At 61.7% G+C, this 23,578-nt stretch carries 24 protein-coding genes; 13 read left to right on the top strand and 11 right to left on the bottom strand.

Features of this window, described 5'->3' with window-relative positions:
* Positions 1-196: 196 nt before the first annotated feature.
* The 4 genes from BLP65_RS06885 to phoU all read left to right on the top strand — a co-directional run bounded on the left by BLP65_RS06885 (position 197) and on the right by phoU (position 5,916).
* Positions 197-2,458: an ABC transporter permease subunit gene (locus BLP65_RS06885; protein WP_092994510.1), complete on the top strand. Its 2,262-nt coding sequence runs from the start codon at positions 197-199 to the stop codon at positions 2,456-2,458.
* A 6-nt stretch (positions 2,459-2,464) separates the two neighbouring features.
* Entirely contained in the window at positions 2,465-4,129 is a 1,665-nt protein-coding gene (gene pstA, locus BLP65_RS06880) for a phosphate ABC transporter permease PstA (RefSeq protein WP_092994507.1), read from the top strand.
* 44 nt (positions 4,130-4,173) lie between these two features.
* Positions 4,174-5,019, top strand: coding sequence for a phosphate ABC transporter ATP-binding protein PstB (gene pstB, locus BLP65_RS06875; protein WP_092995419.1), 846 nt, complete (start codon positions 4,174-4,176; stop codon positions 5,017-5,019).
* Positions 5,020-5,196: 177 nt separating this feature from the next.
* On the top strand, positions 5,197-5,916 hold the full coding sequence (phoU, locus tag BLP65_RS06870; RefSeq protein ID WP_092994504.1) for a phosphate signaling complex protein PhoU: 720 nt from the start codon (positions 5,197-5,199) through the stop codon (positions 5,914-5,916).
* A gap of 398 nt (positions 5,917-6,314) precedes the next feature.
* On the opposite strand, the gene argF is transcribed toward phoU, so the two are convergent.
* The 11 genes from argF to BLP65_RS06815 form a co-directional block, all read right to left on the bottom strand.
* Positions 6,315-7,217: an ornithine carbamoyltransferase gene (gene argF / locus BLP65_RS06865; RefSeq protein ID WP_092994501.1), complete on the bottom strand. Its 903-nt coding sequence runs from the start codon at positions 7,215-7,217 to the stop codon at positions 6,315-6,317.
* Position 7,218: 1 nt separating this feature from the next.
* Complete coding sequence (locus BLP65_RS06860) at positions 7,219-8,415, bottom strand: aspartate aminotransferase family protein (RefSeq protein ID WP_092994498.1); 1,197 nt, start codon at positions 8,413-8,415, stop codon at positions 7,219-7,221.
* A gap of 220 nt (positions 8,416-8,635) precedes the next feature.
* On the bottom strand, positions 8,636-9,217 hold the full coding sequence (locus BLP65_RS06855) for a superoxide dismutase (protein ID WP_092994495.1): 582 nt from the start codon (positions 9,215-9,217) through the stop codon (positions 8,636-8,638).
* A gap of 183 nt (positions 9,218-9,400) precedes the next feature.
* Positions 9,401-10,051 carry a protein-methionine-sulfoxide reductase heme-binding subunit MsrQ gene (locus tag BLP65_RS06850; RefSeq protein ID WP_245688257.1) on the bottom strand — a complete coding sequence of 217 codons (651 nt, stop codon included), beginning with the start codon at positions 10,049-10,051 and terminating at the stop codon, positions 9,401-9,403.
* Between the two features lie 312 nt (positions 10,052-10,363).
* Positions 10,364-11,329 (bottom strand): protein-methionine-sulfoxide reductase catalytic subunit MsrP, encoded by a 966-nt coding sequence (gene msrP, locus BLP65_RS06845; protein WP_092994489.1) that lies wholly within the window; start codon positions 11,327-11,329, stop codon positions 10,364-10,366.
* Complete coding sequence (locus tag BLP65_RS06840; RefSeq protein ID WP_092994486.1) at positions 11,319-11,915, bottom strand: HvfX family Cu-binding RiPP maturation protein; 597 nt, start codon at positions 11,913-11,915, stop codon at positions 11,319-11,321. The genes msrP and BLP65_RS06840 overlap by 11 nt, the downstream gene beginning before the upstream one ends.
* Positions 11,912-12,688, bottom strand: coding sequence for an HvfC family RiPP maturation protein (locus tag BLP65_RS06835; protein WP_175452476.1), 777 nt, complete (start codon positions 12,686-12,688; stop codon positions 11,912-11,914). Before BLP65_RS06835 ends, BLP65_RS06840 begins: the two co-directional genes overlap by 4 nt.
* The gene (locus tag BLP65_RS06830) at positions 12,666-13,514 is read right to left on the bottom strand and encodes an HvfB family MNIO-type RiPP peptide maturase (RefSeq protein ID WP_092994480.1); all 849 of its coding nucleotides are present in this window, start codon (positions 13,512-13,514) and stop codon (positions 12,666-12,668) included. The genes BLP65_RS06835 and BLP65_RS06830 overlap by 23 nt, the downstream gene beginning before the upstream one ends.
* Before the next feature lie 10 nt (positions 13,515-13,524).
* Positions 13,525-13,833 (bottom strand): hypothetical protein, encoded by a 309-nt coding sequence (locus BLP65_RS06825; protein WP_092994477.1) that lies wholly within the window; start codon positions 13,831-13,833, stop codon positions 13,525-13,527.
* A gap of 247 nt (positions 13,834-14,080) precedes the next feature.
* Entirely contained in the window at positions 14,081-15,532 is a 1,452-nt protein-coding gene (locus BLP65_RS06820; RefSeq protein ID WP_092994474.1) for a sensor histidine kinase, read from the bottom strand.
* 24 nt (positions 15,533-15,556) lie between these two features.
* Positions 15,557-16,267, bottom strand: coding sequence for a response regulator transcription factor (locus tag BLP65_RS06815; RefSeq protein ID WP_092994471.1), 711 nt, complete (start codon positions 16,265-16,267; stop codon positions 15,557-15,559).
* Positions 16,268-16,397: 130 nt separating this feature from the next.
* Here BLP65_RS06815 and BLP65_RS06810 point away from each other — a divergent pair, with 130 nt between their 5' ends.
* The 9 genes from BLP65_RS06810 (at position 16,398) to grxD (ending at position 23,115) form a co-directional block, all read left to right on the top strand.
* Complete coding sequence (locus tag BLP65_RS06810) at positions 16,398-17,048, top strand: class I SAM-dependent methyltransferase (RefSeq protein WP_092994468.1); 651 nt, start codon at positions 16,398-16,400, stop codon at positions 17,046-17,048.
* 196 nt (positions 17,049-17,244) lie between these two features.
* On the top strand, positions 17,245-18,783 hold the full coding sequence (locus BLP65_RS06805; protein ID WP_092994465.1) for a hydantoinase B/oxoprolinase family protein: 1,539 nt from the start codon (positions 17,245-17,247) through the stop codon (positions 18,781-18,783).
* Positions 18,784-18,887: 104 nt separating this feature from the next.
* On the top strand, positions 18,888-19,244 hold the full coding sequence (locus BLP65_RS06800; protein ID WP_092994462.1) for a BON domain-containing protein: 357 nt from the start codon (positions 18,888-18,890) through the stop codon (positions 19,242-19,244).
* A 66-nt stretch (positions 19,245-19,310) separates the two neighbouring features.
* A complete protein-coding gene (locus BLP65_RS06795) occupies positions 19,311-21,104 on the top strand; it encodes an N-acetylglutaminylglutamine amidotransferase (protein ID WP_092994459.1) in 1,794 nt (597 codons plus the stop codon).
* Positions 21,105-21,392: 288 nt separating this feature from the next.
* A complete protein-coding gene (locus BLP65_RS06790) occupies positions 21,393-21,710 on the top strand; it encodes a BON domain-containing protein (RefSeq protein WP_092994456.1) in 318 nt (105 codons plus the stop codon).
* 56 nt (positions 21,711-21,766) lie between these two features.
* Positions 21,767-22,087: an ElaB/YgaM/YqjD family protein gene (locus tag BLP65_RS06785; RefSeq protein WP_092994453.1), complete on the top strand. Its 321-nt coding sequence runs from the start codon at positions 21,767-21,769 to the stop codon at positions 22,085-22,087.
* The gene (locus BLP65_RS06780) at positions 22,084-22,359 is read left to right on the top strand and encodes a hypothetical protein (RefSeq protein ID WP_092994450.1); all 276 of its coding nucleotides are present in this window, start codon (positions 22,084-22,086) and stop codon (positions 22,357-22,359) included. Before BLP65_RS06785 ends, BLP65_RS06780 begins: the two co-directional genes overlap by 4 nt.
* Positions 22,332-22,556: a hypothetical protein gene (locus tag BLP65_RS16655; protein ID WP_139181444.1), complete on the top strand. Its 225-nt coding sequence runs from the start codon at positions 22,332-22,334 to the stop codon at positions 22,554-22,556. The genes BLP65_RS06780 and BLP65_RS16655 overlap by 28 nt, the downstream gene beginning before the upstream one ends.
* 223 nt (positions 22,557-22,779) lie before the next feature.
* Entirely contained in the window at positions 22,780-23,115 is a 336-nt protein-coding gene (grxD, locus tag BLP65_RS06775; protein ID WP_092994447.1) for a Grx4 family monothiol glutaredoxin, read from the top strand.
* Positions 23,116-23,578 lie beyond the last annotated feature (463 nt).

The raw sequence follows: 23,578 nt of genomic DNA, 5'->3' as shown, positions 1-23,578 counted from the left end.
CCACCTATCCCGGAAAATTCACGAATTCGAGAAACAACGGAAACGGCACAACCTCGGCGATAATGCAAGATGCATTGTAATCAAAGCTTTGCGTCCTTTGCGTCCTTTGCGTCTTTGCGGTGAATAATCTGGGCTATATCGATCGAATACTTTGGGTTGTCATACAACTGTAATCTTCGCTGGCTATCCTGCGCGCATGGAAACACCCAGCGAATTTCCGGTCAGCCTCGACAACAGCGCCCTGAATGCGCGCCAGCGTTGGCGCATGATCAAGGACAGAGTGGCTCACCATGCCGTGGGCCTCGGCGGTGTCGGTGTAATCATCGCCATCCTGCTGATCTTTTTCTACCTGCTGTACGTGGTCTTTCCGCTTTTCCTTCCCGCTTCCATAGCCAAGCTGAACAGCTATCCGGTGCCCGGAGGAACCGGTGCGGAATCCCTGCATGTCGCGCTGGAAGAGAGCGCCACGATGGCGGTCCGCTACACGAGCGGGGGCGATGCGGTCTTCTTCGACACCGACAGCGGCAAGGTAAACACCACCATTCCTCTTTGGGAAGGGGATGTACGCGGTATCGCTGTCGACTCCACGGGGAGCGGCCTGGTGGCGCTCGGTCTGGAGGATGGAAGCGCACTGGTGGTCAAGCACCGCTTTAACGTCAGTTACCCCGATGACGTGCGGACCTTGACGCCCCAGATTGAGTATCCCTATGGTCCGGAACCCCTGCGCATTGCAGATGACGGGGTCCTTCTGAAGCAACTGGTGCTGACGGATACGGACCGTCGTCTGTTGCTGGCAGGAGCGGGCGATGATGGACGGGTGCGGCTGGCCGCCTTTGATAAAAAGAGCTCCTTCATCAGTGATGAGGTTACGCTGAAGCGCAGTGCCGGTATCATTGAAGCGGCGGGGGTGGCGCCCGCTTTTGTCCGGGTGAGCCCCAATCAGAAGCGTCTTTACGTCGCGGGAGAGGATGGAACGCTCCTGCACTATGGCGTGCAGGACCCACGAAAGCCGGAACTGCTCGAAACCGTAGCCATGACCGACAATGGCGTCGAACTGACCTCGCTGGAGTTCCTTCTGGGTGGCTTCTCGCTCCTGGCGGGTGACTCCGAGGGGCGGCTCAGCCAGTGGTTCCCGGTGCGTGACGAACAGAACCGGTATCACCTGGAGCGGATCCGCGGCTTCGAGTTTCAGGAGGCGCCGATCACGGCTATCGAGCCGGAAGAGCGCCGCAAGGGTTTTCTCGCCTCGGATAGTGAAGGACGGCTGGGGATCTACCACTCCACGGCAGAACGTACCCTGCTGCTGGACCGAGTCGTCGATAGTCGGATCCGGAATCTAGCGTTGTCGCCACGCGCCAACCGACTGTTGGTGGAGGATACCCGCGGGAACACCCATGCCTGGTCGGTGGACAACGAGCATCCCGAGGTCTCCTGGTCGTCACTGTGGGGAAAGGTCCACTACGAGGGCTATGCGGAACCCCGCTACACGTGGCAGTCGTCCGCCTCGACCAATGAGTTCGAGCCCAAATTCAGTCTGATGCCGCTGGCGTTCGGGACCCTGAAGGCCGCTTTCTACGCGATGCTGATGGCTGTGCCGCTGGCGATATTCGGCGCCATCTACACCGCCTATTTCATGGCGCCGAAGATGCGCAGTGTGGTGAAGCCGACGATCGAGATCATGGAGGCGCTGCCCACGGTCATTCTCGGCTTCCTTGCGGGCCTCTGGCTGGCGCCGATCATGGAGAAGCACCTGCCGGGGATCTTCATGCTGCTGCTTATCGTGCCGTTGGGGGTTCTGCTGTTCGCCTTTGCGTGGCGTCAGCTGCCTGGCGCGATTCGGCGCCTGGTTCCCGAAGGTTGGGAAGGCCTGCTGTTGATGCCGGTGGTGCTTTTCCTGGGATGGCTGGCCATGGCCCTCAGTGTCCCGGTGGAAATCTGGCTGTTCGGCGGCAACATGCCGCAGTGGCTGACGAACGAGCTGGGCATTCCCTTCGACCAGCGCAATTCTCTGGTGATTGGGCTGGCGATGGGATTTGCCGTCATCCCCACTATTTTCTCCATTACCGAAGATGCGATCTTCAGTGTCCCCAAGCACCTGACCTTCGGCTCACTGGCACTCGGCGCCACGCCCTGGCAGACCCTGACCCGGGTGGTCATTCTGACGGCATCTCCCGGCATCTTCTCCGCGGTGATGATCGGCATGGGCCGGGCCGTGGGCGAGACCATGATCGTGCTGATGGCAACCGGCAATACACCGATCATGGACTTTTCCATCTTTGAGGGTATGCGCACGCTGGCGGCCAACATCGCGGTGGAGATGCCGGAGTCCGAGGTGGACAGTACCCACTACCGTATTCTTTTCCTGGCGGCCCTGGTGCTGTTCCTGTTCACCTTTATGGTCAATACGGTGGCCGAACTGGTCAGGCACCGTCTGCGCCGCAAATACAGCAGTCTTTAAAAGCCGATGCGACAAAACGTAAAAAGCTGGTTTCGTGAGGGTACACCCTGGATCTGGCTGAATGCCGGGGCGGTGAGTATCAGCATCATCATGGTGGCCGGGCTGCTGCTGTTGATTGCCTATAACGGCCTCGGGCATTTCTGGCCGAAGTCGGTGCTGGAGACCGATTACCGTCAGCCCGGCGGTGATCGGATTCGGGTCATCGGGGAAATCCACGGCAGCGAAAGTGTACCGGTCGGCCGCTTCACTGGAACCGGCGTCGAGTTTCCCGAGGGTCAGGAAACGGTAACGCGCCTGCTGGTCAAGACCGGCAACCGCGATGTGGGTGGCCTGGACTTTCGCTGGCTGGTCGAAACCCGCATGGAGGATGTGCACTATCCCGACCGACTGATGGTTCTGGAGCGCCGCGAGTGGGGCAATTTCTACGGCTACATCGAAAGCGTGAGAGAGCGGGACGATATCGTTACCCGGGGAGAGGGCGCCTGGGAGGAGCTTCAGGCACGCCTGGAGCGTGTCGAGCATCTGCATGCCAGGATCAAGACGCTCGAGAAGGACCAGATTGGTGCCATCAATTATCAGCTCGAGCAGTTGCGCCTGGAAAAACGCGGTCTCGAGCTCGAGGGGATGAGTCCCGAAATGGCCGCGGCGGCGATTGCCGATGAACGCAGTGTGCTTGAGGCCCGTTACGGAAAACTCGAGACGGAACTGAATGCCCTGTACGAGGCGAGCAACCGTGACAGCCTCACCGCAGTGACCATGAGTGGCGCCGAGATGGATATCCCGCTCGGACAGGTGGTGCGCGCCTACCGGCCCAACGCCATGGGCCCCATCGACAAGGTGGCTTTCTATCTGGCGAAGGTCTGGGAGTTCGTCAGCGACGACCCGCGGGAGGCCAATACCGAAGGTGGTATCTTCCCCGCCATCTTCGGCACCGTGATGATGGTGATCCTGATGTCCATCCTGGTGACGCCATTCGGAGTGGTGGCGGCCATCTATCTTCGCGAATATGCCAAGCAGGGGCCGTTGGTGCGCCTTATCCGTATCGCGGTCAACAATCTGGCCGGCGTGCCGTCGATTGTGTATGGCGTTTTCGGGCTGGGTTTCTTTATCTACTTCCTGGGCGGCAATATCGATCAGCTGTTCTTTCCCGAGGCCCTTCCGGCACCCACGTTCGGAACACCGGGGATCATGTGGGCGTCACTCACCCTGGCGCTGCTGACGGTGCCGGTGGTAATCGTCGCCACCGAGGAGGGCTTGTCGCGGGTCCCCAGCTCCATTCGCGAGGGGAGCCTGGCCCTGGGTGCCACCAAGGCGGAGACCCTCTGGAAAACGATCCTGCCGATGGCCAGTCCGGCGATGATGACCGGCCTGATCCTGGCAGTGGCCCGGGCCGCCGGAGAGGTGGCGCCGTTGATGCTGGTGGGGGTAGTGAAGCTGGCCCCTTCCCTGGCCGTGGACGGCAACATGCCTTTCCTGCATCTCGAGCGGAAGTTCATGCACCTGGGCTTCCATATCTACGATGTCGGCTTTCAAAGCCCCAACGTCGAGGCCGCCCGTCCGCTGGTCTATGCCACGGCGCTGTTGCTGGTGCTGGTGATTGTAGTGCTCAATCTGGCGGCGATTGCCATTCGTAATCGCCTGCGCGAGAGATACCGGGCACTCGAACATTGACGAATCAAAGTCGGAATGAACTGATGAATGATGCATCTGCTGTGATGACCAAAAAGAAGCCGTCGAAAGGCGGTGCGCACGGGCTCGACCTGAGTTCACTGGATCGGGAGAAGCGCGAACTCGATCTGGCCAGTGAGGAGATCGCCCTGCGGGTACGGGACCTCGATCTCTACTACGGGGAGAAGCAGGCACTCGACAAGATCAACATGGATATCCCGCGGCAGCGGGTCACGGCCTACATCGGACCCTCGGGCTGCGGCAAGTCGACGCTGTTGCGCTGCTTCAACCGCATGAACGATCTGGTCGACGGCGCACGCATCGAGGGCCGCATCGAGCTGGATGGTCACAATATCTATGATCGCAAGGTCAATGTGCCGCAGCTGCGGCGGCGGGTGGGCATGGTGTTTCAGAAGCCCAATCCGTTTCCCAAGTCCATCTACGAAAATGTCGCCTACGGGCTGCGACTGCAGGGTGTCGCCAGTCGCAGAGTCCTGGACGAGTCGGTGGAACAGGCGCTGCGGGGAGCGGCGCTGTGGGGTGAGGTGAAGGACCGGCTGCATGACAATGCACTGGGTCTCTCCGGCGGTCAGCAGCAGCGCCTGGTGATTGCCCGTTGTATCGCCATCGAACCGGAAGTACTGCTGCTTGACGAGCCGGCGTCCGCTCTGGACCCCATCTCTACGCTCAAGATCGAAGAGCTGATCTACGAGCTCAAAGAGAAGTACACGATCATTATCGTGACCCACAACATGCAGCAGGCCGCACGCGTCTCCGACTATACCGCCTTCATGCTGCTGGGCGAGCTGATCGAATTCGGCGATACCGATACCCTGTTTACCAACCCGGCGCACAAGCAGACCGAAGACTACATCACCGGCCGCTACGGCTAACTGAAGCGGAACCAAAGGCTAACCGCAAAGACGCAAAGAGCGCGAAGATTCCTTTGCTGAATACGTGATGGAATGCATCCAGGCGTACGTTCAAAAAATAAAGCGCGCCTGACGAGAAGTTTCCTTGGCGCTCTTTGCGCCTTTGCGGTGAACAACCGAAGAGGAACAACGGCAGAGATGGAAAACAAGAGCTACGGTCAGCATATCTCGCAGCAGTACAACGAGGAACTCGAGGACGTTCGCAATCGGGTTCTCGCCATGGGTGGTCTGGTCGAGCAGCAATTGGCCGATGCCGTGACGGCACTGGTCGACGGGGATGTCGAACTCGGTGAGCAGGTGATCACCCTCGACTACCAGGTCAATGCGTTCGAGGTATCCATCGATGAGGAGTGCAGCCGAATCCTGGCTCGCCGTCAGCCGGCGGCGAGTGATCTGCGGCTGGTGGTGGCGGTGATCAAGACCATCACCGACCTGGAGCGCATCGGCGACCAGGCGGAGCGGGTCGGCCGAATGTCGCTGCGCCTCGCGCAAGGGGATGCAGGCCGCGCCCACTATTCCGAGATCAAGCACCTCGGGGATCATGTGCGTCAGATGCTGCATGACGCCCTCGATGCCCTGGCACGTATGGACCCCGAGGCCGCCGTGAAGGTGGCGCGCGAAGACATCAAGGTGGACAAGGAGTACGAGTCACTGATGCGGCAACTCATCACTTACATGATGGAGGACCCGCGTACCATTACCCGGGTGCTGGACATCATGTGGTCGGCAAGGGCGCTGGAACGGGTCGGTGATCACGCGCGCAACATCTGCGAATACATCATCTACCTCGTAATGGGCAAGGATGTACGCCATACCAGTCTGGAAAGAATGGAGCAGGAAGCCCGCGGCAAGCGCTGAACCGCAGCCTTCCGAACCACGGGGAACACGGGGTGCACGGGGAGAAAAGATCGGGCTGGGCAGTAGAACTTGTGGGTGTCCCCGGACACGAGAGCATCGCGCCGGGGGCGGCCCTCCTACCGGTAAGGGCCCGGGCTTGCGGGTGCAATCTCGGTGTTGCGGTGGGTTACGGTGCACGTTGCGGGCACGAGCAACCCGGACGGGCGGTGCATGGCGCGCCTGAAACCCACCCTACGAAATCGGAGGCTCGGACCCGGTAGGAGGCGCGCCCTCGCGGCGATTTTGGCCGCAAAGCCCCCCGTGCCGACAATGCCCGCCATCGGTCGACGAAGGCAATGTGGCCCCTGTAGGAGCCCCCCGTGGTCCCCGTGTCCCTCGTGGTTACCGTTTGTTTTTGATTACCGGATCAGGAATTCGAGAAGTGCCTTCTGCGCGTGGAGGCGGTTTTCCGCCTGGTCCCAAACAATGCTCTGTGGGCCGTCGATCACCTCGGCCGAAACCTCTTCGCCCCGGTGGGCGGGGAGACAGTGCATGAACAGCGAGTCATCGGCCGCGGCCTCCATGAGTGTTTGCGTCACCTCATAGTCGGCAAAGACCTTCTCGCGCTCCTTCTGCTCCTCCTCCTGACCCATGCTGGCCCAGACGTCGGTGGTAACCAAATGGGCGCCTTGGGCAGCCTCAAGGGGATCGCGCATCACCGTGGCCGTGTCACCTGCAGCACTCAGCACCGCGCTATCGGGCTCGTAACCCTCCGGACAGGCGATATTCAGCTTGAAATCGAACTGCCGGGCGGCATTGATATAGGAGTGGCACATGTTGTTGCCATCGCCAATCCAGGCGACGGTCCGTCCCTCGATACTGCCGCGCTGCTCGACAAAGGTCTGTACGTCGGCCAGCAACTGGCACGGGTGATACATATCGGTGAGGGCATTGATGACGGGTACCCGGGAGAATTCGGCAAAGCGCTCGAGCTTTTCATGTTCGAAGGTGCGAATCATCACCACGTCCACCATGCGCGACAGGACCCGCGCGGTATCCTCTATGGGCTCGCCGCGGCCCAGCTGGGTGTCGCGCGGTGAAAGGAAGATCGCGTGGCCGCCGCACTGTGCCATGGCCGCCTCGAAAGAGACGCGGGTCCGGGTCGAGGACTTTTCGAATACCATGCCCAGGGTGCGGCCCCGAAACGGCTCTTGGTGTTCGCCGTTGTTCAGGGTGCGCTTGAGTTCGATCGCCCTTGCAATGAGCTGGTTGAGCTCGTCACGGGAGAAATCAAGCAGGGTCAGGAAATGGCGGATGGCCATATCACTTGGTCTCCGTCGCTTTCGGCTCCGACACGAATGCCTCGATCAGTCCGCTGACTTCTTCGACAATGCGATCGGCCTGTGACTCATTGATGATCAGCGGAGGCAGAAGCCGAACCACCTTCTCAGCTGCAACATTGATCAGCAGGCCCTTTGCGAGTGCCTGCTTCACCAGTTCGCCGCAGGGACGATCCAGTTCGATGCCAATCATCAGACCCTGACCGCGGATTTCGGTGACGGGATCAAGTATCCCGAGCCGCGCCTCGAAACCTTTCCGCATGCGCTGTCCCAGTTTGCCTGCGCGCTCTGCCAGTCCTTCGAATTCGAGGATTTCCACTACCGCCAGTGCGGCTGCACAGGCAAGCGGGTTGCCGCCGAAGGTGGAGCCGTGGTTTCCCGGCTGGAACAGGTCCGCCGCGTGGCCGCGCGCCATGCAGGCGCCAATGGGAACGCCATTGCCGAGCGCCTTGGCGACAGTGACCACATCCGGAGCGGCGTTGCCATGCTGCCAGGCGAACGGCTTGCCGGTGCGTCCCATGCCGGTCTGGATCTCGTCCAGCATTAGCAGCCAGCCGTTTTCGTCGCAGACCGTGCGCAGTTGGGCCAGGTATTCCGGGTCCGGCTGGTTGATGCCGCTTTCACCCTGGATCGGTTCCACCAGAACGGCGACCACCTCGGGATTCAGTTTGGCGGCATGGCGTACCGCCTCGACGTCGTTGTAGGGCACACGCGCGAAACCCTTGACCAGGGGCTCGAAACCGGCCTGCACTTTGCGGTTTCCGGTGGCTGAGAGGGTGGCGAGTGTACGGCCGTGGAAACTGCCTTCAGCCACGATGACTGTCGGGCTGTCGATTCCCCGCTTGTGGCCATACAGACGAGCGAGTTTGATCGCCGCTTCATTGGCCTCGGCGCCTGAATTGGCAAAGAACACGCGGTCCATACTCGCGTAGGCACAAAGCCGTTGAGCGAGCTGTTCCTGCTTTTCGATGCGGTACAGATTGGAGGTGTGAACCAGCCGGCCCGCCTGCTCGCAGATGGCCCGGGTGACTGCCGGGTGAGCATGCCCCAATCCGCAGACGGCAATGCCGCTTACCGCGTCGAGGTACTGGTTGCCTTCACCATCCCAAAGATACGGCCCCTCTCCGCGCTCGAAAGCCACGGGGAGCCGGGCATAGGTCGACATCGTTACGTCAGCCATTTCCACGTTCCCTAAAACGCAAAAGGCAGTCTCGGGATGAGACTGCCGTTCCACCGAACCGGTGATCATATCGAGTCGTTCAGGGCAGGGCAACTGTCGCCCGTTTACCCAAAAACCGCAGCATGCAACAGTACACTGTTCCCGGCAGGAGGCGTGCCCCCGTAACGATGGCTGGTCGCATCGCGCAGGGGCGGATGGACCTCCGCCGCGAACACGACCCTCAGCCTCCGAAGTTCTGAGCGGCAAAGTCCCAGTTTACGACGTTCCAGAATGCTTCCAGATACTTGGGACGGGCATTGCGATAATCGATGTAGTAGGCGTGCTCCCACACATCGCAGGTCATCAACGGGGTCTTGCCGTCCCGGAGCGGATTACCGGCGTTCGAGGTATTGACGATTTCCACGGACCCGTCACTGTTCTTCACCAGCCAGGTCCAGCCGGATCCGAAATTGTTTGCGCCCATGTCGCTGAATTTCGTCTTGAACTCTGCAAAGGAGCCAAAGGCCTTGGTCATGGCTTCGGCCAGATCGCCGGAGGGTTCGCCGCCGCCGTTCGGGCTCATGCAGTTCCAGTAGAACGTGTGGTTCCAGACCTGGGCGCCGTTATTGAAGATCTTGCCGTCGGCTTCCTTGATGATCTCTTCCAGGGAGGCGTTCTCAAACTTGCTGCCCTCGATCAGCCCGTTCAGCTTGGTAACGTAGGTCTGGTGATGCTTATCGTGGTGATAATCCAGCGTCTCGGCTGAGATATGCGGCTCCAGTGCATCCTTCGGGTAGGGGAGATCCGGCAGTTCATGCTTCATCTTGCTACTCCTTTTCCGTTTGCGGTTCTTGTTTCCGGTGCCAAAAAGTCGCGGCGCGACGGCTTATCCGCTCAAGTGTAGAGGCTTTTTCCGGGTTAGGCTTGTTTACCTGAGCAATACGCTAAAGAATAGACGCCTAACAAGGCGTGTACAACCCCTGTATGGCTTCGCAGTGTGTCGGGTTCAAGGCTTGCGGGTGATTGCCCAGGCCACAGGAGGTAGCCGCATGAGCAGCAAAATCGCAAGCAGGAAGGCATAGATGAGCGGTTCGCGGGTATCGGCCTTGACCATCAGGTAGAAGTGCAGCACCGCCAGTGCCGCGGCGGGGTAGACGAGTCGGTGCAGTCGCAGCCAGCGCCGACCGCCGAGCCGACGCTGCATCTTGCGGGTGGAGGTGATCGCCAGAGGGACAAGAAGGACACAGGCGGCCATGCCCACGGTGATGAAGGGCCGCTCGATGATGTCCTCCACGATCGCCCCCCAGGCGAAAAACTGGTCCAGTACCAGGTAGCCGAGCAGGTGAATGGTGGCGTAGAAGAAGGCGAAGAGCCCAAGCATGCGTCGAAAGCGCATGATGCCGCCCCATCGGCTCAGGCGGCGTAGCGGCGTGATGGCCAGCGTCAGCAGCAGAAAGCGCAGCGCCCAGTCGCCGTGACCGCGGATCAGGGCCTCGATGGGATTGGCGCCCAGGTTGCCGGTCAAGGTGGCAAACCAAAGGTAGAGCGCAGGCAGCAGGGCGGCCGGAAACACCAGGGCCTTGATCCGGGGAATGGGGTCTTTGCGAACCGTACTCCCTGCGGCGCGGGCCCGCATTGACGAACGTTTAGCCGTCATTGCGAGGAGCCCCAGCGACGCGGCAATCCAGGGTATTGGGAGCAGGAGATTACTTCGTCGCCGGGGCTCCTCGTAATGACAGCAGGGGAAGGCAAGTTCATCAGGAGGAGCCCCGGCGACGAAGCAGTCTCCTGTTCCACAGCGGCGAGATTGCTTCGCACACTTGGATTAGCAGGGTGTCTCCGGCATCAACCTGAGAGCCTGCAGCCCGCAGACGAGCTCGCAATGACCGCTGAAAGTTCGTCGTTTGTTTCGAAGCCGCGCAGCGGCGGGTAGTGTTCGTAATGACAGCGGAGGGCACGTTCATGACGGCTAGTAGAACCGCTCCAGGTCCATCCCCTTGTAAAGGTGCGCCACCTGTTCGGCATAGCCGTTGAACGGCAGGGTATCCCGTTTCAGGAACTCGCCGATGCGCCGCTCGCGCGCCTGGCTCCAGCGTGGATGGGAGACCGCCGGGTTGACGTTGGCGTAGAAGCCGTACTCGTGGGGCGCCATTTCGTTCCAGGTGTTCTGCGGCTGCTTTTCGGTGAGGCGGATCCGGACGATGGATTTGATGCTCTTGAAACCGTACTTCCAGGGTACGACCAGTCGTAAAGGGGCCCCGTTCTGGTTGGGCAGTTCCCGACCGTAGAGGCCTACCGCCATTAGGGTGAGCGGATGCATCGCCTCGTCGATGCGCAGCGCCTCGACGTAGGGCCAGTCGAGTACGGTGCGGCGCTGTCCGGGCATCTGCTGCGGATCGTGGAGCGTGGTGAACTCGACGTATTTGGCGCGTGACGTCGGTCCCAGGCGCCGGATCAAGTTGGCAAGGGGAAAACCGACCCACGGAATCACCATCGACCAGCCCTCGACGCAGCGCATCCGATAGACGCGCTCCTCGAGCGTGTGGGGCTTTAGCAGGTCCTCGAAGGTGTAGCTGCCGGGCTTCTCCACCTCGCCCTCCACCGTGACCGACCAGGGGTCGGTCACCAGGGTGTGGGCGTTTTCGGCCGGGTCTTCTTTACCGGTGCCGAATTCGTAGAAATTGTTGTAGGTCGTGACCGACTCCCAGGAGGTCGGCGGTTCGTCGACACTGAAGCGGCTCTGTTTCAGACCGGGGAAATCCGGTTCTCCCGGCGGTCTCTCATCACCGCCGCCGAAGAGACCGGCCTGTGCCGGTAAGGCGAGCGCGCCGATGGCGCCGGCGGCGCCCAGTTTCAGGAAACGGCGGCGCTCCCGGTAGACCGATTCGGGGGTGATCTCCGAGGAGCGGATCGCGTTCGGTTGTTTAATCAGCATAACGATTTCCTCGGGTCATGAAGCGTCGGCGTAGCCAGTAATCAACGCTCAGGTAGCGTCCGCCGCCGATGAAGAACAGCGTCAGCAGCATGATGAAGTAGGTGGCGGCGAATTCGATACCATTATTGAGTACAACCGGTCTGCCGAGTTCGGTAACGAACTCATGGCGCCCGGGGTGCTCGGCAGCCAGCCACTCGAGCAGGCCCGAAAGACGCTGTGACGCCTCGGTACCGCTCTCGGCAATCGCCAGCCAGCCGTTCTCCCAGTGCACGGTGAGCGCGGCCACGGCCATGGTCACCATCAATGGAATGGTGGCCCAGCGCACTGCCAGGCCCAGCACCAGCGCTACTGCCCCGCCGGTTTCGGAAAGGGCCGCCAGCCAGGCCATGAGGGTGGGAAACGGCAGGCCCAGTCCCCAGTCGGGATTGCCGAACCAGGCGATGGTGCCCTCCATATGGCTGATCTTTTGGGTTCCCGCCATCCAGAAGACCGGCGCCAGATAGAGGCGTAGCGCCAGCGGCGCCAGAAAGTCCAGATGTCGGGTCTCATCCAGCAGCTGGTGGGCCCTTTGCAACGGTTGCATCATGCACCTCCTTGGGTGGCCGGCTGTGTACCGGCGAGCACCCCTTTTTCACGCAATTGCTCCAAAAGCGCCCAACCCTGTTCGACCAGACGCTCGGGTTCGGGGTGATTCATTTCGCCGGCCAGGCACAGCAGCAGCCGACGGCCGCTGAGGTGAGGAGACGCGGTAATCAGCTCGATCAGTCGGGCGCTGGTCGGGCTCAGCGCCAGGGTTCGGACCTGTTCGTTGCTGTCGCGCCAGAGCAGCAGCCGGGCAGGCTCCTCGTCCTGCAGCGACTCCCCCTCACACATCCGGTGAACCGGGTAACGATAAGGGGCCAGGCGGAACAAAGGTGCCAATACCGGTGCGCCGGCCAGCAGATCGCCGTTCGGTGCCAGGGCTTCGGGAAGCGCCGGTGCCGGCGACAGCGCCAGGTGGAGTTGCGACCATTCGTACCGGGCCAACTCTGCCAGGTAGGGCGGGGCTAGATCGGGTTGCCGCTCGAGCCATGCCGCGAACTCGCCGGGCAGGCGGTGAAAGTAGGGGGTGGTACTGGAGTGTTCCGTGAAAAAACGCCTGGCGGTCGCCTCCCAGTCGATTTTTGAAAGGCGGGCGCGGACGGCGAGAAACGCGTCTTCGAGAACGCCGAGGATATTGTTGAAAAAGAGCTCGCGGTAGATCGCCATGCGTCGTGGGGAGACATCGGCAGGCGTAGCCTGCTCGGGGTCGCGAATGGCTGCCGCAAAACGGCGCTGGCGCTCGGCCAGGGTGGTGTCAGGCGATACGACGTTCATCATGCCCTTCCTCATTCTGTAGTCGGCGGATGGTGCCCAACTCGTCCAGTAGCTCCGAGAGGGACGGCAGGTTGAAGTCTCGCTCCAGCAGGGTGGGTCGAACCCCGGCGTGCCGATAGGCCGTTTCCAGCAGAGACCAGACAGGGTCGACCACCGCCGCGCCATGGGTGTCGATGATGAGCCTTTCAGACTCCCGATAGTGGCCGGCCACATGCATATAGGCGATGCGTTCGGCCGGCAGAGAGTGAATAAACCTCACTGGGTCGTAGCCGTGATTGACGCTGTTGACGTAGGCGTTGTTGACGTCCAGCAGTAGGTCGCAGTCGGCCTCCTCCAGGACGGCGGTGACGAAGGCCGCCTCGTCCATGTCGCCCGACTGGTCCGCGTAGTAGGAGACGTTCTCGACGGCGATGCGCCGTTCGAGAATCGCCTGGGTACGGCGGATGCGACCCGCCAGATGGTGCACCGCCTCCTCGGTGAAGGGCAGGGGCATCAGGTCGTAGAGATGGCCCCCGTCGGTGCAGTAGGAGAGATGTTCCGAGTAGAGCACCACACCATTCGTATCGAGGAACGCTTTCAACTCTCCGATGAAGGCCTCGTCCAGTGGATCGGGGCCGCCGAGGGAGAGCGAAAGCCCGTGACTGGCAAGGGGCCACTGCTCGGCGAAAAAGGCCAGGTCGCGGGCGTATCGGCCGCCCAACCCCATCCAGTTCTCCGGGGTGACCTCCAGAAAGCCGATATTTGCCGGGTGCGCCTCGGCCAGCGCGCCCGTCAGGGCACGCCTCAAGCCGAGGCCGGCACCTTCCAGCATCCGAGTGGGATCGGACATCGTACTCACCTTACTTGCCGGCGCCGCACTTGGCCTCACCACAGCTCGCTTCGCGAACGACGGGCTTGGCCTTGGCCTTTTCGGCACCGCAGTTGGCCTCGGCGGCCGCTTTTTCCTTGGCCCCGCAGTTGGCTTCGGCTGCATTTTTCTTCTCGGTCTTGCCACCGCACTGACCCTGTCCCGCCTCGGCGATACGCAGGCCGCCGAACTCCTCGACGCTGAAGGGGTTGGCGTCGACGGCACCGAGTGCGGTCCCGGAAAGGCCGAAGGCCATGGCGGTACCGGCGGCGAAGGAGATCGGTTTGGTGATGTTGTTCATGTCTGCATCCTCGTGATGTCGATTTCGATTCTGTGAACCGGACAATTCGCGTCCGGTTGCAGATAAGGATGCGTGACGGGTCTCACGTGCCGTTCACGGAGTTATCACGTTTCTGTAACAGCGTCAGGGAGGACGGCTATCGCGGCAGGATGCCGGTCCCGCCATTGCAGCTTCGGCGTCGCGGTCCGGGTGTTTTGTGGGAGCGGCTTTCGGCCGCGACGGTCTATCCCTTGTGCAGAGAGGGTATTCAGCCCGTCGGCAGGTGGAAGGTGAAGCGGGTCCGGCCATTGGCGCTGTCGGCGGCGACATCGCCGCCGTGCAGTTCGACGATACGCTTGACGATCGCCAATCCCAGGCCGGCGCCGCCATGATGCCGGCTGGGTGATTGGTAAAAGCGTTCGAAGACGTGGGGGAGCTCTTCGGCAGGAATGGTGGGACCGGTGTTGACGACGTCGACCTCGACCCTGCCCTCACGAAGGCGGCTGTGGATATCTATCTCCCCCTGCTCGGGGGTATGACGCAGGGCATTGCCGAGCAGGTTTTCCAGCACCCGGTCGAGCAGACCCACGTCGCCGGAAATCGGAGGCAGGTCCTGTGCGATGGAGGCCCTGAAGGTGAGGTTCTGCTGCTCGGCACGCAGCCCGTATTTCTGGGCGGCATCCTGGATGAGTTCTCCAAGGGCAACCGGTTCCGATTCGGGCAGTGCCTCCCTCGCATCGAGACGGGAGAGTTCGAACAGCTCCTCCACCAGACAGGTCAGGCGCTCGCTTTGCCGGTGAGCGACACCCAGGTATCGCTGGTATTCCTCGGTCGAGAGCTCCCCGGCCTTCAACTGAAGCGTCTCCAGATAGCCCTGAAGGGAGGCCAGCGGCGTGCGCAGGTCGTGAGAGACATTGGCCACCAGGTTGCGCCGCAGCACATCCTTCTCCTCCAGCGCCCCGACCTGCTCCTCGATGCGCGCGGCCATCGCGTTGAAGGTGGTGCCGAGGCGATCGATTTCGTCCCCGCTGCGTCCCACGATATAGGGTTGGCGGGTGGTATCGAAGTCGCTGGCGCGAAAGCCGTCCATTACCTTGGTGAGGCCTCGAAGACGGCGCGTGAGTTGATGAAAGGCCACCGCTCCGGCGAGGATCCCGAACAGCACTACGCCGACGACCGCAAACAGGCTGAAACGGACCAGATAGCTCTCCTGCAGCAGTTTCCTGGCCGAGGAGAAGGATTCGCCGCCGAGCACGACGTAGAGATACTGCTGGGTCGGCCCTCGGAAAGGGAATGCCGCTGCGGAGAAAGCCTTGTGGCCGTTCGTCTGGCGGGGGTCGTCACCGAGGATAGGGAGCGGCGCATCGTCGAGAAAGCGTTTGATCGGCGCCAAGTCGACCCGATTGCGCTTGATCTTCATCTGGGGGGCCTCGTAGGCCACGATCGTGCCCTCGCTATCGAGCAGGTAGATCTCGATAGCGGGATTGACGTGCATGTAGTGGCTGAACAGCGACTTGACGGTGTCGCCGTCGAGACGGTCGGCACCCACCAGATTGCGTTGCACGAGCAACTGGCGCGCCAGGTCCCGGTTGAAACGCTGGTCGAGTTCCTGCAAAAAGGTGGCGCTGGCCTGCACCGCGAACGCGGATACCACCGCACCAACGACGATCAGCAGCAGCGCCAGGACGAAGGCGAGGCGGGCATAGAGGCTCTTAAACATGGGGCGTACGGCGTCGTTTCGCGTTCATTGGAGCGGCTCTGCAAATTTGTAGCCCACGCCCCAGACCGTCAGGACATAGCGCGGGTGGGCCGGGTCGGCTTCCACCTTGTTGCGCAGGCGGTTGATGTGGGAGTTGACCGTGTGTTCATAACCATCATGGTTGTAGCCCCAGACCTGGTCCAGCAGTTGGCTGCGGGAGTAGACCCGTCCCGGATGGCGGGCGAAATGCAGCAGGAGGTCGAACTCGCGGGCGGTCAGCTCCACCGGCTGATCGTCGACCGAGACGGTGCGCCGTTCCGGATCGATGCTCAGTCCGCCGGCCGTGATCGCCTCTTCGGTACCGCTTTCCCGTGCCGGTGCGGCCATCGCTTCGGCACGGCGCAGCAGGGCCTTGACCCGGGCCACCAACTCGCGGATCGAAAACGGCTTGGTAAGGTAGTCATCGGCGCCGATCTCGAGCCCGAGCACCCGATCCAGTTCCGACGAGCGGGCAGTCAGCATCAGCACCGGCAGGTAGCGGTCCTCGGCGCGCAGCCTCTGGCAGAGACTCAGGCCATCCATGCCCGGCAGCATCAAATCGAGTACCACCAGGTCGTAGCGGCCGCCGAGGGCCCGGGTCAGTCCGGCTTCCCCATCAGCGGCGATATCGACGCTGTGGCCTTCATCGCGTAGATGCAGCGCCACCAAGTCGGCGATATCGGCATCGTCTTCAATTACCAGAATCGAGCGATTCACAGCTAAGCTCCCGTTACTTTTGCAGAATATCGCCTAAGATTCACAGAAGTATCACGGGAGCACCGGTTGACACAGCCCACCGACTCTCCTTCATACTGCACAAACCCTCAAATGTCGTAGTGATATCACAATGGATCATAATTCGGTCATTTCCGCCTACCGGCGCTACGCAGGCATTTACGATTTCGTTTTCGGCAGTGTATTCGAGCCGGGGCGTCAGCGGGTGGTAGAGATGATGGATTGCCGGCCCGGGGAGAATATCCTTGAAGCGGGTGTCGGCACCGGGCTGTCGCTCACCCACTATCCGGCCCACGCCGACGTTGTCGGCATCGACCTGTCGCCGGATATGCTGGACCGTGCGGGTAATCGCGTGCGCAAGACGGGACTCGGCAACGCCACCCTTCACTGCATGGACGTGCAGGAGATGGGCTTTCCCGACGACAGTTTCGACAAGGTGGCCTGCATGTACGTGGCCTCCGTGGTCCCCGACCCCGTCGCCATGCTGGCGGAGGTCAAGCGGGTCTGCCGGCCCGGTGGTGACATCTTTGTCGTCAACCACTTTACCAGCTCCGGTGGCCCTGCGCGTTGGATGGAGGAGATGCTCTCACCGCTGGCCAAGCGGCTGGGCTTCCGACCCATCTTCCCAATGGACGAATTCATCGAGTTGGCGGATATGGAAGTGGCCGAAGTTGCACCGGTCAATGCTTTCGGTTACTGGACCCTGGTGCACCTGCGCAACAGCCCCCGCTCGCTCGAGGCCGTCGGAGAGCAGGCGGCGTAGGCCTGCCATCTCCGGCCTCGGGGCGACAACCGGCCCGAGCCTGTCCATCCACGAAAAGCGCAGCACCCCTATTTCGCGGCCGCCAGACCGTATTCACCCGCAGGTTCGGCCCCGACCAAGCCGCGCCCGATGGTCGACGCGCTCACCCGCTCGATAGCGCACCCGTCTGCGCCGGCGCTTCTGTTACCATTCAAGGATGAACGATGCCGTTGAACTTTCGATTTTTGCCAGCCGCGTAGAGGCCGTCTGCGAAGAGATGGGTGCGGTGCTCAAGCGTGCCGCCTTTTCACCTAACATCCGCGACCGTTGCGATTTCTCCTGTGCCGTATTCGACCCCGAGGGTGAACTGTGCGCACAGGCTGCTCACATTCCGGTACACCTCGGGAGCATGGCCTTTGCCATGCGCGATATCGTCGGGCGGATGGAATGGCATCCGGGGGACATGGTCGTTGTGAATGACCCCTATCTGGGCGGTACTCATCTCCCTGACATCACGGTCATTGCACCCCTTTTCCTGCACCACCGCCTGATGGGCTTCGTGGCCAACCGTGCGCACCATGCCAATATCGGCGGTGACTCGCCGGGCTCGATGCCGATCTCCGGCCGGCTTGACGAGGAGGGGCTGGTCATCCCGCCCACAACGTTAGTATGGGCCGGCCAGCTGGATGAAGCGCTGATGGAGCGCATCGTTGCCGCCACCGGAAGTCCGGTGGAGACCCGGGGTGACTTCTCCGCCCAGGTGAGCGCCAACGCGAACGGTCTCAAGCGACTCGAGGAGTTGGTCGAGAGTCTGGGAGTGGAGCGTTACCGGTCGTCCCTTGCCGAACTCAATGACTACGCCGAACGCCTGGCACGCTCCGCCCTGGAAGCGATCCCCGACGGACACTACGCGTTTACCGACTACCTGGATGATGACGGCAAGGGCCACGTGGACCTGCCCATATGCGCCACGGTCACAGTCGAGGGCGGTCGCATACACGTGGATTTCACCGGTACGGCGGCGCAGACGCCGGGCAACGTCAACTGCCCGCTCTCGGTGGCGGCGGCCGGCGTCTTCTACGTCTTCCGTTGCCTGATGCCTGATCAGACCCCCGCCTGCGCGGGGACGTTTCGCTCCATTACCCTGGAGGCCCCTGAAGGCTCCCTGTTGAATGCGCAGCGGCCGGCGGCGGTGGCTGCAGGCAATGTGGAGACCAGCAGCCGCGTCGTCGACGCCGTCTGCGGGGCGCTGGCCGGCGCTATCCCCGAGCGTATTCCCGCCGCCAGCCACGGCTCCATGAACAATGTAGCCATGGGCGCGCGCGATACGGGCAATTACTGGGATTACTATGAAACCATGGGCGGCGGCATGGGCGCAGGCGCCCTTGGGGGCGGTCTATCGGCCGTTCAGACGCACATGACCAATACCCTCAATACCCCAATCGAAGTGCTGGAGATGGCTCATCCGCTGCGGGTCAGCCGTTATGAGGTGCGAAGCGGCTCGGGTGGTGTCGGTGAACGGCCGGGTGGCGAGGGGCTGATTCGTGAGTTCGAGTTTCTCGCACCTGCGCAGGTGACCCTGCTGACCGAACGCCGCAGGCGCAGCCCTTGGGGCCTGGCCGGGGGCGGCGAGGGGAAGGCGGGGGAAAATCTCCTCAATGGTGAACCGCTTCCCGGCAAGACCACCCTTTCGGTGGCTGTTGGCGACCGTCTCACGGTGATCTCCGCCGGCGGTGGCGGCTGGGGGAATCCATGAGCCGCAGGAACCCGGCTTCTGGGTGAAAATCGGCTTTGGTTGGTATTTTCCACTGGTAGGGGCTGTTTTTTTCCCGGCACGTTCGGGTTATCTGGAGAACCGTGATGAACTGTATCCGCCGGGTGTTCCTGGTGTTAATTACCGTAACCACTACCATCGCCATCAGCGGCTGCGCCACTGCGGTCATGACCGGTGCCGCCCAGGGTGGCTATGATCCCGACGATGGCCGAAGCGCGAGGCAGGCTCCGGCCGATGCCGAGATCAGCGCCGCTGTGACCCGGGCCCTTGTTCATCATCCGCAAATACCGGCCATGCCCATTACGGTACGGACCGAACGGGGCCGGGTCACTCTTAGCGGAAAGGTCCCCGACCGCGACACAGCACGGCGAGCTGCTCGTCTGGCCGCTGCCGTGCCCGGCGTCGAGTCGGTACGGAATCTTCTTCGAGTCGAACAGCGATAAAACCGTGGAGAGTAGACCCCGTGCCATCTCCGTGTTCTCCGTGGTTAAGACCCAATAGGCAAAGATATGTGTGGAATCTGTGGTGAACTTCGTTTTGATGGCCAGCCCCCCGATCTGGGACGGCTCGGCCGGATGCTGCATCGTCTGGAGCGGCGCGGGCCGGACCACGAGGGCAGTTATTCGGACGGACCTCTGGCCTTCGGACACCGGCGGCTCTCGATTATCGACCTCTCGGAACGCTCCGATCAGCCGATGCATGACGCTGAGCTGGAGCTGGTGGTGGTGTTCAACGGCACCATCTACAACTATCCGGAACTGCGCAGGGAATTGCAGGGGGCCGGCTTCCGTTTCTTTTCCGATGGCGACACCGAGGTTATTCTCAAGGCCTATGCGGCCTGGGGGGAGCAGTGCGTCGAGCGTCTGCACGGGATGTTTGCCTTTGCCGTGTGGGATATCCGCCGCCAGCGGCTGTTTCTGGCCCGCGATCGCTTCGGTATCAAGCCACTCTATTACGCCCTGGCGGACGGTGAGTTGCGCTTCGCTTCCAATACCCAGGCACTGCTGGCCTCGGGCGGAGTGGATAGGGATATCGACCCGGTCGGCCTCCACCATCAATTCACCCTGCATGCCGTGATTCCTGCGCCGCGTACGATCCTCAAAGGGATTCGCAAGCTGGCGCCGGGCACCTCGATGAGTATCGATACCGAGGGTGGGGTCCGCGAACGCCGCTACTGGGATCTCTACGCCTCCCGGCCGCCCGTACCGCGCAGTGAAGAGGAGTGGCTGGAGGCAATCCATGAGTCCCTGCGCAATTCGGTGCGCCGGCGCCTGGAGGTGGCGGATGTGCCCGTCGGCGTCCTGCTCTCCGGTGGTCTGGATTCCAGCCTGCTGGTGGCGCTGCTGGCCGAACAGGGAGTCGAGGACATTCTGACGTTTTCGGTAGGGTTCGAGGATCAGCCGGAGGAGAAGGGCAGCGAGTTTGAATTCTCGGACCTGGTGGTGGAGGAATACGGCACCCGTCACCACAAGTACAACATACCCAATGAACAGGTCCTCACCCGCCTGCCGGAAGCGGTGGAGCAGATGGCCGAACCGATGGTGGGCCAGGATGCGGTTGCCTTTTACCTGCTGGGTGAGCGGGTCTCGCAGGAGGTGAAGGTGGTGCAGAGCGGGCAGGGGGCCGATGAGGTCTTCGGTGGCTACTTCTGGTACCCCTTGATGGATGCCGAGTCGGGGTCCGACCTGGAGCGCTTCGCCCGGCATTACTTCGACCGGCCTCACGAAGAGTTTCTGGAGATGGTGACACCGGCGTTTCGCGGGGGGGACTATACCTCGCAAAGCATCGAGCGACTGCTGGCGGCCCCGGGTGCCGATACCTTTATCGACCGGGTGCTGCGCATGGATGTAACCACCCTGATCGTCGATGACCCGGTCAAGCGGGTGGACAATATGACCATGGCCTGGGGGCTGGAGGCGCGTGTGCCATTCCTGGACCACGAACTGGTGGAGCTGGCCATGCAGGCGCCGCCCTCGATGAAGCTGGGGCCGAATGGTGATGACCATAAATATGCCCTGAAGCGCATCGCTCGCGGTCTGGTTCCCGATGCGGTGATCGATCGTCCCAAGGGCTACTTCCCGATGCCGGCACTCAAGTACGTGCGCGGCGACTTTCTCGATTTCATGCACGATATCCTCGATTCACAGGCCTGTCGTGAGCGTGGGGTATTCGACCGTGCCTACGTCGAGAAGCTGTTCGCTGAACCGGACCGGCATTTCACCCGGCTTCGCGGCAGCAAGCTCTGGCACCTTGCCCTGCTCGAGCTTTGGCTACAGCGCAACGTCGACGCCGCGGTGCACTAGCAGGCGTTGAAAAACTCCCTCTCCCCGAGGGAGAGGCCGGGGTTAGGGGGCTCAATAAAGGTAAGCTACTAATTCATACCCCCTCGACCTAACCTTCTCCCTCAGGGAGAAGGGACAAAAACCTTTTTCAAACAGCCTGTCAGAGCGGTGCGTGCAAAAGTCCGGCGTCTTGGACGATGGCACCCTCCGAATCGCAACCTCTGCCGCCCCTTTCAATAATCACCCCGCGGACTTCCCGTTTCTGTCGTCTACACTCCCTATATCCGCAATAACACGGAGAGTGGGGCGATGAAACGGATCTCGGAACGAATTCCGGTGGTGATAATGCTCACGCTGGTCATGCTGCTTGCAGGTGGCTGCGCGGGCAACGGTGAAACCAGGAGTACCGGACAGTACGTCGACGACGCAGCACTGACCAGCAAGGTAAAGACTGCGCTCTTCAGGGACGACGATGTGAGTGGTTTTCAGGTGGATGTGGATTCCTTCAAAGGCCGCGTGCAGCTGAGTGGGTTTGTGGACTCCGAGGAACAAAAACTTCGGGCGGAGCAGGTTGCGCGGGGCATTGAAGGCGTCCAGGAAGTGACCAACAACCTTGAAGTCAAATGACGGGTCCAGAGTAGAACAAGGAGTTCCATAAACCGGTCAGGAGGTAGGAAAAAGCTATGGACGACAAGCTCAATGCAGAAATCAACGCGCTGAAAGAGGACATTGCCATACTGCGGTCCGACGTGGCCGGGCTCGCGGAAAATCTGCGGCATTCGGCGTCGAGTACGGCGGAGAATGCCCGTGAATCGGTGGAGGAAGAGGTCCATCGGGCCCGGGAGCGCCTGCGCGAGAAGATCGCTGGAGCCAGGGGCCGCAGTGCACGCACCATGCACGAGATGGAAGAGAGCATCGGCGAGCGGCCGCTGGCGAGTGTGGCCACGGCAGTCGGCATCGGTTTCATTTTGGCCAAAATACTGGATTTGGGCACCAAGCGGTGAATTCGCTGGCCGAATATGTCATTGCCATAGCCGATCTGGCCGAGGCCGAGGGGAGGGCGCTGCGTCGCAGCCTCGCCCTCCTCGGCTGGGCTTTTGCACTGATCGTCGTGGTGACGGTATTCGTCCTGTTCGGCATGGCCCTGTGGATCTGGGCTATCTATCTGTTCGCCGACACGCTGCTGCCATCGTGGTTGGCGGCAGCCGTAGCCGGTGCCATTGTATTGGGAATTGCCGGAGTGATCGCATGGCTCGCCGCAAGGAACGTCCGCTAACGACGGAAGAAGCAAAAGCCCGGCTGCGTTTCGTCTCCCGAGAAATGGGTGCCGGGCCCTGGGTCCGACGCAACCCGTTAGCCGCGACCACCTACGCCGTTTTGGGTGGAATCGTGCTGGGAAGCGCCCCCAACCTTCGCCGGAGCCTGAGTCGGGCGGTTCTGGCGCTACTGCCATTATTGATGCGGCGGGGTTGAATTTTTCCCGCGGCGCTACCACCTTATCCGCAATGGTTTGTCCCGGAAGGTGAGCTTACGACTTTCGTCTTTTCAAGTGACTGCACGTCAGGGCCGAGACAGGGTGAATTGATTCGCTTTGTGATGCCTTCCGTGGCCATCCTTGAACTATCCGGCTATATCAACACTCAGACTTTCTGCCGTCCTACCGGCGGCCCCATCCCCCCTATGCGAAGAGGTTTTTATGGACGTTTTAGAGCGCATCGGTAAACAGGTCGAAGAAAATCCCATTGTCATCTTTATGAAAGGCTCGCCGCAGATGCCCATGTGCGGCTTCTCCAGCCGTACCGCCCAGGCGATGCAGGCTAGCGGTGTGAACTTTGCCTATGTGAATGTGCTGGCTGACCCGGAGATCTTCGAGAACCTGCCGCGGTACGCCAACTGGCCGACATTTCCGCAGATTTACATGAACGGCGAATTGGTCGGCGGCCATGACATCGTCATGGAACTGTATCAGAAGGGCGAACTGAAACCGATGATGGAAGCAGCCGCTGCCAAGGCGGAACAATCCGAAAGCTGATCGGTTAAACCCCCGATTCGGACCAAAAGCCGGCTAGCGAAGCCGGCTTTTTTTTTGGCTTCAAGGGGCATCGCGCCGGGGGCGGCCCTCCTACCGGTATAGCGGAGGCACTGAACGGGTAGGAGGCGCGCCCCCGCGGCGATTACCGTGACGGATAGCATCGCGCCGGGGCGGCCCTCCTACCGGTATAGCGGAGGCACTGAACGGGTAGGAGGCGCGCCCTCGCGGCGATTACCGTGACGGATAGCATCGCGCCGGGGCGGCCCTCCTACCGGTATAGCGGAGGCACTGAACGGGTATGAGGCGTGCCCCCGCGGCGATTACCGTGACGGCCAGCATCGCGCCGGGGGCGGCCCTCCTACCGGTGTAGCGGAGGCACTGAACGGGTAGGAGGCGCGCCCTCGCGGCGATTACCGTGACGGATAGCATCGCGCCGGGGGCGGCCCTCCTACCGGTGAGCGGG

Origin of the sequence: Thiohalomonas denitrificans (genome assembly GCF_900102855.1) — a bacterium.
GTDB classification, from domain to species: Bacteria; Pseudomonadota; Gammaproteobacteria; order Thiohalomonadales; family Thiohalomonadaceae; genus Thiohalomonas; species Thiohalomonas denitrificans.
Note: the sequence above shows the minus strand (reverse complement) of the source record. Positions and strands in the feature narration are given on the sequence as shown.